The 5,537-nt window shown below is 31.8% G+C and carries 5 protein-coding genes and 1 rRNA gene; all 6 read left to right on the forward strand.

Annotated elements, in window-relative coordinates; genetic code table 11:
- Window positions 1-83 (forward strand): 23S ribosomal RNA (locus tag CVU84_17540); the annotation flags it as partial.
- A gap of 368 nt (window positions 84-451) precedes the next feature.
- A complete protein-coding gene (locus CVU84_17545; protein PKM93098.1) occupies window positions 452-1,537 on the forward strand; it encodes a hypothetical protein in 1,086 nt (361 codons plus the stop codon).
- A 62-nt stretch (window positions 1,538-1,599) separates the two neighbouring features.
- Entirely contained in the window at window positions 1,600-2,679 is a 1,080-nt protein-coding gene (locus CVU84_17550; protein ID PKM93099.1) for a hypothetical protein, read from the forward strand.
- A gap of 291 nt (window positions 2,680-2,970) precedes the next feature.
- On the forward strand, window positions 2,971-3,192 hold the full coding sequence (locus tag CVU84_17555) for a hypothetical protein (GenBank protein ID PKM93100.1): 222 nt from the start codon (window positions 2,971-2,973) through the stop codon (window positions 3,190-3,192).
- Window positions 3,193-4,734, forward strand: coding sequence for a hypothetical protein (locus CVU84_17560; protein PKM93101.1), 1,542 nt, complete (start codon window positions 3,193-3,195; stop codon window positions 4,732-4,734).
- A 175-nt stretch (window positions 4,735-4,909) separates the two neighbouring features.
- Window positions 4,910-5,215, forward strand: coding sequence for a hypothetical protein (locus CVU84_17565; GenBank protein ID PKM93102.1), 306 nt, complete (start codon window positions 4,910-4,912; stop codon window positions 5,213-5,215).
- Window positions 5,216-5,537 lie beyond the last annotated feature (322 nt).

Raw genomic sequence — 5,537 nt, forward strand, 5'->3', positions numbered from 1 at the left:
GACTACCAGGTTGATAGGCTAAGGGTGTAAGCATGGTAACATGTTCAGCTGATTAGTACTAATAGGTCGAGGGCTTGACCAAGATGATTCATTAACATTAATTGTTATTTGAATAGGTAAGGGTTAAAATATATAAGTGTGTAATACAATGCAAGGAATTCTCTATTCACGAATTAGTTAACAACTAAATAAGAGGTATAAAGTACATCTATATGATTGATATAGGTGTTTTTTTGTATTTAGATTTTCATTTTCTAAGAAGTTGAAGTAAACATATAGGGCGATATAAATAATAATATATGACAACTTAAAGGTGAGATGAGATGGAATTACTATACAGGGAGAAAAGTGCTAAAAATTTAACATAACTTATTGACAAAGACATAAGTTTACCCTTATAATGTATGTGTAATGCTAATAATTTAGCACGGTTGATGTGGAGGGAAATTCCATGAAGTTATTTACTAAGTTATTGTTACTTGTGTTTATTGTTTCAAGTTTTAATTTTTCATCAGGGTGCAGCAATACTACGGAAACCATAGAAGTACAGATGGAAAAGATCATTGAGCTTTCAATGCCCAAGGAAGAAGGCGTATATGTAGAAAAAGTAGGTGATGGCTCCATGGTTGTGGTCCATTTAAATACAGATTATGGCTTCAACGACTATTTAGAAAAAGGATCAAGCTCGATTGAAAAACATATTGATTATTTGGAAGCATCCGGTATTGACTTTTATGAGAAGGCTATGGATATGAGAAGACCCTTTTGTACCACATATTCTGCTCTGAGTGAGTCAGGAGAATTTATCTTCGGTAGAAATAACGACCTTTTCCCTAATGATACTGCCATCCTTCTTTATACCAATCCTAGTGATGGTTATGCATCCGTTTCTATGACTGATGGAGTTTATTTCGGATATGAAAATGAAAGCTCAAATATAGAAGATATAAAAAAATATATGAAGGCGGCAGCTTATTTCCCAGGAGATGGTATGAATGAGTGTGGAGTTGCAATTGCTCAAAATTCTGTATCTGCAATGGCTAAGATTGACCCCGAAAAAGTATCAATAGGCTCACTTCAAGCGGTGCGCTTGGTTCTTGACTACGCAAAAAACGTTGAGGAGGCTGTAGAGCTATTAAAAAAATATAATATTTACTTTGAATTAGCTGAGCAGTGCCATTATATGATATCCGATGCTTCAGGTAAATCTGTTATTGTAGAATTTGTAAAAGGAGAAATGTTAGTATTAAATGGTAACGAACCATGGCAGATAAATACAAACTTTGTGTTAAGTGATTTTGAAAAAGAAGAAGATGCTTCTCGGGAGGCTTGGTGTTATAGGTACACAGCGACATTCAAGACCTTGAAAGAAAAAAATGGAATTCTAAAAGAAAATGAGTCTATGGATTTACTCAGAATGGTAGTTCAGTCCAATACTCTTTACTCTACAGTGTACAATAAGACAAGTGGTGACATCCAAGTTGCTATGAGAAGGAAATATAACAGAATTTATCGGTTCAAAATGGAAATGATGTAGTACTTAAATCAACAAGGCGTAGAGTGATATTTATTCAATACATCTAGGTATGGAGGAAAAAAATGAAAGTATTTACTAAATTGTTTATGATTACGATTATTGTTTTAAGTTTTAGTTTTACAGTAGGGTGCAGTAAAACCACAGTTCAGTTGGATGAAAAGGTCATCGAACTTTTTATGCCTAAAGAAGAAGGCGTATATGTGGAAAAAGTAGGAGACAACTCTATGGTTGTTGTTCGTTTAAACACTGATTATGGCTTTAAGAATTATTTGGAAAAAGGATCTAGCTCGATTGAGGAACATCTTGAATATTTCGAAATGGCAGGCATTGATTTTTATGACAAAGCCAAGGAAATGAGAGGACCGTTTTGTACTACATATTCCGCTCAGAATGTGGCAGGTGATTATCTATACGGTAGAAATTGCGACTATTTTTCTGATGATACAGCCATTTTATTGTATACCAAGCCGAATGACGGTTATGCATCGGTTTCTATGACTGATGGTGTTTATTTTGGATATGAAAATGAGAATTCAAATATTGAAGAGATAAAAAAATATATGAAAGCTGCGGCTTATTTTCCGGTAGACGGTATGAATGAGTGTGGAGTTGCAATCGCTTCATGTTCTGTTCTGGCAAAGAATAAGAATGAGCTTGGAAAAGTGTCGATTAGTTCTCTAAATGTCATTCGTTTGGTGCTGGACTATGCAAAAGATGTAGATGAGGCCGTAGAGCTAATGAAAAAATATAATCTTTACTTTGAATTAACTGATATAGTTGATCAGAGCCATTATATGATCTCTGATGCAACAGGAAAATCTGTCATAGTAGAATTTGTAAAAGGAGAAATGATAGTATTAAACAGCAACTATCCATGGCAAGTAAACACTAACTTTGTGATCAGTAATTTTGAAAAGGAAGAAGATGCATTAGGTGTATGCTATAGATATAAATTGGCATTTAATGATTTGAAAGAAAAAAAGGGAGTCCTTAAAGAAAATGAACCTATGGAATTACTGAGTGATGTATCTCAGGAACACACCCTGTATTCTACTGTATACAATAAGACGAGTGGTGACATTCAAGTGGCTATAAGAAGGAAGTATGAAAGTACTTATCAATTCAAAATAGAAATGAAGTAGAGACAAAGGGGACAGGTAATTTTGTATCTTAATAGGTAAGGTATAATATATAAATGTGTAATACAATGTAAGAAATTCTTTATTCATGAATTAGTTAACAATTAAATATGTGGAGAAGAGATAAAGGGGATGAACCTTTGTCTCTTGTATTATATTAAGAGAAAAGTACCTGTCCCATAATTCGGTTAAGGAAGCTAAAATAAAATATGAGTATTGACGATTTGTTTGATATATGATACTATAATGTTAATATTTTACAATTTAATACTAATTACATAAGGGGGAAATGCTGTGTCTGACAACAATTTATCTGGGAAAGAAAAAAAAGAACTGTACGATTTAGTAATTAAAGAATATCAAAGTAGAAAAGGTATTGAGAAAGACAAAAGTGATCGTAATGATATTTGTTACAGCGCATGCGATGACAATTGTAATTGTTATGGTGGAGGTCTAGTTGCAGTAGGTGCTGTATATGGAACTTGCGTGGTAGGCGGATATACACATGATTGGTAAATGATGATGAAAATTATAGAGACATTTATTGTGTCTCTTTTTTTGATTGGAGGAACTAAAATGTATCCATTTGTTTATAAGTTTGAAACTAATGACAACCAATATGTGTATGATGTTTTTTCGAATAAAATTATTAGTGTTGGTAGAATAATCTACGACATAATAGATTGTTTTTGCGAAAACAATGAGGTAGAGCTTATTAATAAGTTTTCAGACAAATATGAAAAACATGAACTACAAAATGCAATTGATTCAATCAGAACTTTCAAAAATAATACAGATTTGTTTAAAGAATCGCGCCCAAAAGGCAAAGTGTACAATCCTGAAATTTTTGAAATTGAAGCTCTTAACATTAGTAGTATGAATGTCCTTACTCTTGGAATTACAGAAGAATGTAACTTCAGATGTTCATACTGTATTTATAATGGGGATAATCCTAATAGAAGAAGTCACAATAAAAATGAAATGTCACTATCAACTGCTTTAAAAGCCGTTGACTATTTTAAAGAACATGTTGATGAAAGTTTTTATGTTCAGGGAATAGGTTTTTATGGTGGAGAACCACTACTGATGTTCCCATTAATAAAGGAAGTCACAAATTATGCCAAAAGCATTTTAAATCCCAAAAAACTTAGCTTTTCTATAACAACAAATGCCACACTATTAAACAATGAAATAATAGATTTTTTTGTGGAAAACAATTTTCTTGTTTTAATAAGTCTTGACGGACCCAAAGAATATCATGATGATAAACGAAAATTTGAAAATGGCAATCCGACATGGCAAAAAATAATGAATAACCTAGAGAAAATAAAAAATAAATATCCCGATTATTATAGTGATTTTGTAATGTTAAGTGCAGTAATATCTCCACTTGCAGATTACAAGTATTTAAATGATTTTTTTTCTAATCTAGGACTAAAGGTTCGTTCGGGTATAGTAGACCAATTAAACAATGATGATTTCGAGAAGCTTAGGACAGGATTTACAAATTTTAATGAAATTGCTGAAATATTCAAATTAGAAGTGATTAATGGAACAATAAATAATAGTAACCAGAATTTTTTTGTTCATGATGTTTTTCAATCTACAATTCGAAGAATACATAATAGAAATCAGGTTTTTCAAGATCTAGATCATAGCTTTAAACATGGTCTATGCACCCCAGGTACAAGAAGGATTTTTGTAGATACATCAGGAAAATTATTTCCTTGTGAAAAAATTGATGGAATGGAAGAACTATGTATCGGAGATATAGATCATGGTGTTGATGTGAAAAGAGTAAAAAATCTTTTTCAAAAAATTGATAATGTTATCAAAGATGATTGTACAAAATGTTGGCTGATAAGATTTTGTCCGATGTGTATCATGCACACTTTAGATAAAGGCAATTTTGATAGAGTCAGATTTAAGAACAACTGTGAAATTTGGAGTAACCAGTATAAAAACATTCTAAAACTATATTGTTCAATACTCGAAATAAACGAAAATGCATTTTCATATTTAGAAGATTCAAACTTGCAAAAATCAATTTTTTATTGAAAATCTCATTGATGATTATAACGCTTGCTTCTTTAACCTCTCTATCACTATTTCAAAGATAGGAAAGGGGACAGGCACTTTTGTCATTTTTTTAATATTTTTCTAGTAGGACAAAAGCACCTATCCCGTTTGCCCTGCCGTTGAATTAACTGATATAGTTAATCAGAGCCATTATATGATCTCTGATGCTACAGGAAAATCTGTTGTTGTAGAATTTGTAAAAGGAGAAATGATAGTATTAAACAGCAACTATTCATGGCAAGTAAACACTAACTTTGTGATTAGTAATTTTGAAAAGGAAGAAGATGCAATAGGTGTATGCTATAGATATAAATTGGCATTTAATGATTTGAAAGAAAAAAAGGGAGTTCTTAAAGAAAATGAACCTATGGAATTGTTGAGTGATGTATCTCAGGAAGAGACAAAGGGGATGAACCTTTGTCTCTTTTATTATATTAAGACAAAAGTACCTGTCCCATAATTCTTCTCCCATAATTCTTCCATAATTATTATAAAAAAATAAAGATAGAAAAGTAATTGACACAAGTTATCTAAGCATGATATACTGACCTTCCTGCTTCAAGCAAGTACAAAATATTATATTGAAAGAATGATGATATTTTGTTAGGAATAAGGGTTCCATAATATTCCTAAAGAAAGCAGTTGACATATGTTGTATAGGCATGATATACTAGCCTTCCTGCCAAGAGCAAGTACAAATTATCAGAATGAAAAAGTGTTGATATTTTGATGCAAGCGAAGGATTATGAGTAACATAATATTCCTAAAAAAAGCAGTTGACA

Source organism: Firmicutes bacterium HGW-Firmicutes-1, assembly GCA_002841625.1.
Classification (GTDB): domain Bacteria; phylum Bacillota; class Clostridia; order Lachnospirales; family Vallitaleaceae; genus HGW-1.

Bases quoted from the DNA above. Each gene is read 5' to 3' on its own strand.
- CVU84_17545 (PKM93098.1), top strand. From the start codon at position 452: ATGAAGTTATTTACTAAGTTATTGTTACTTGTGTTTATTGTTTCAAGT.
- CVU84_17550 (PKM93099.1), top strand. From the start codon at position 1,600: ATGAAAGTATTTACTAAATTGTTTATGATTACGATTATTGTTTTAAGT.
- CVU84_17560 (PKM93101.1), top strand. From the start codon at position 3,193: ATGATGATGAAAATTATAGAGACATTTATTGTGTCTCTTTTTTTGATT.
- CVU84_17565 (PKM93102.1), top strand. From the start codon at position 4,910: ATGATCTCTGATGCTACAGGAAAATCTGTTGTTGTAGAATTTGTAAAA.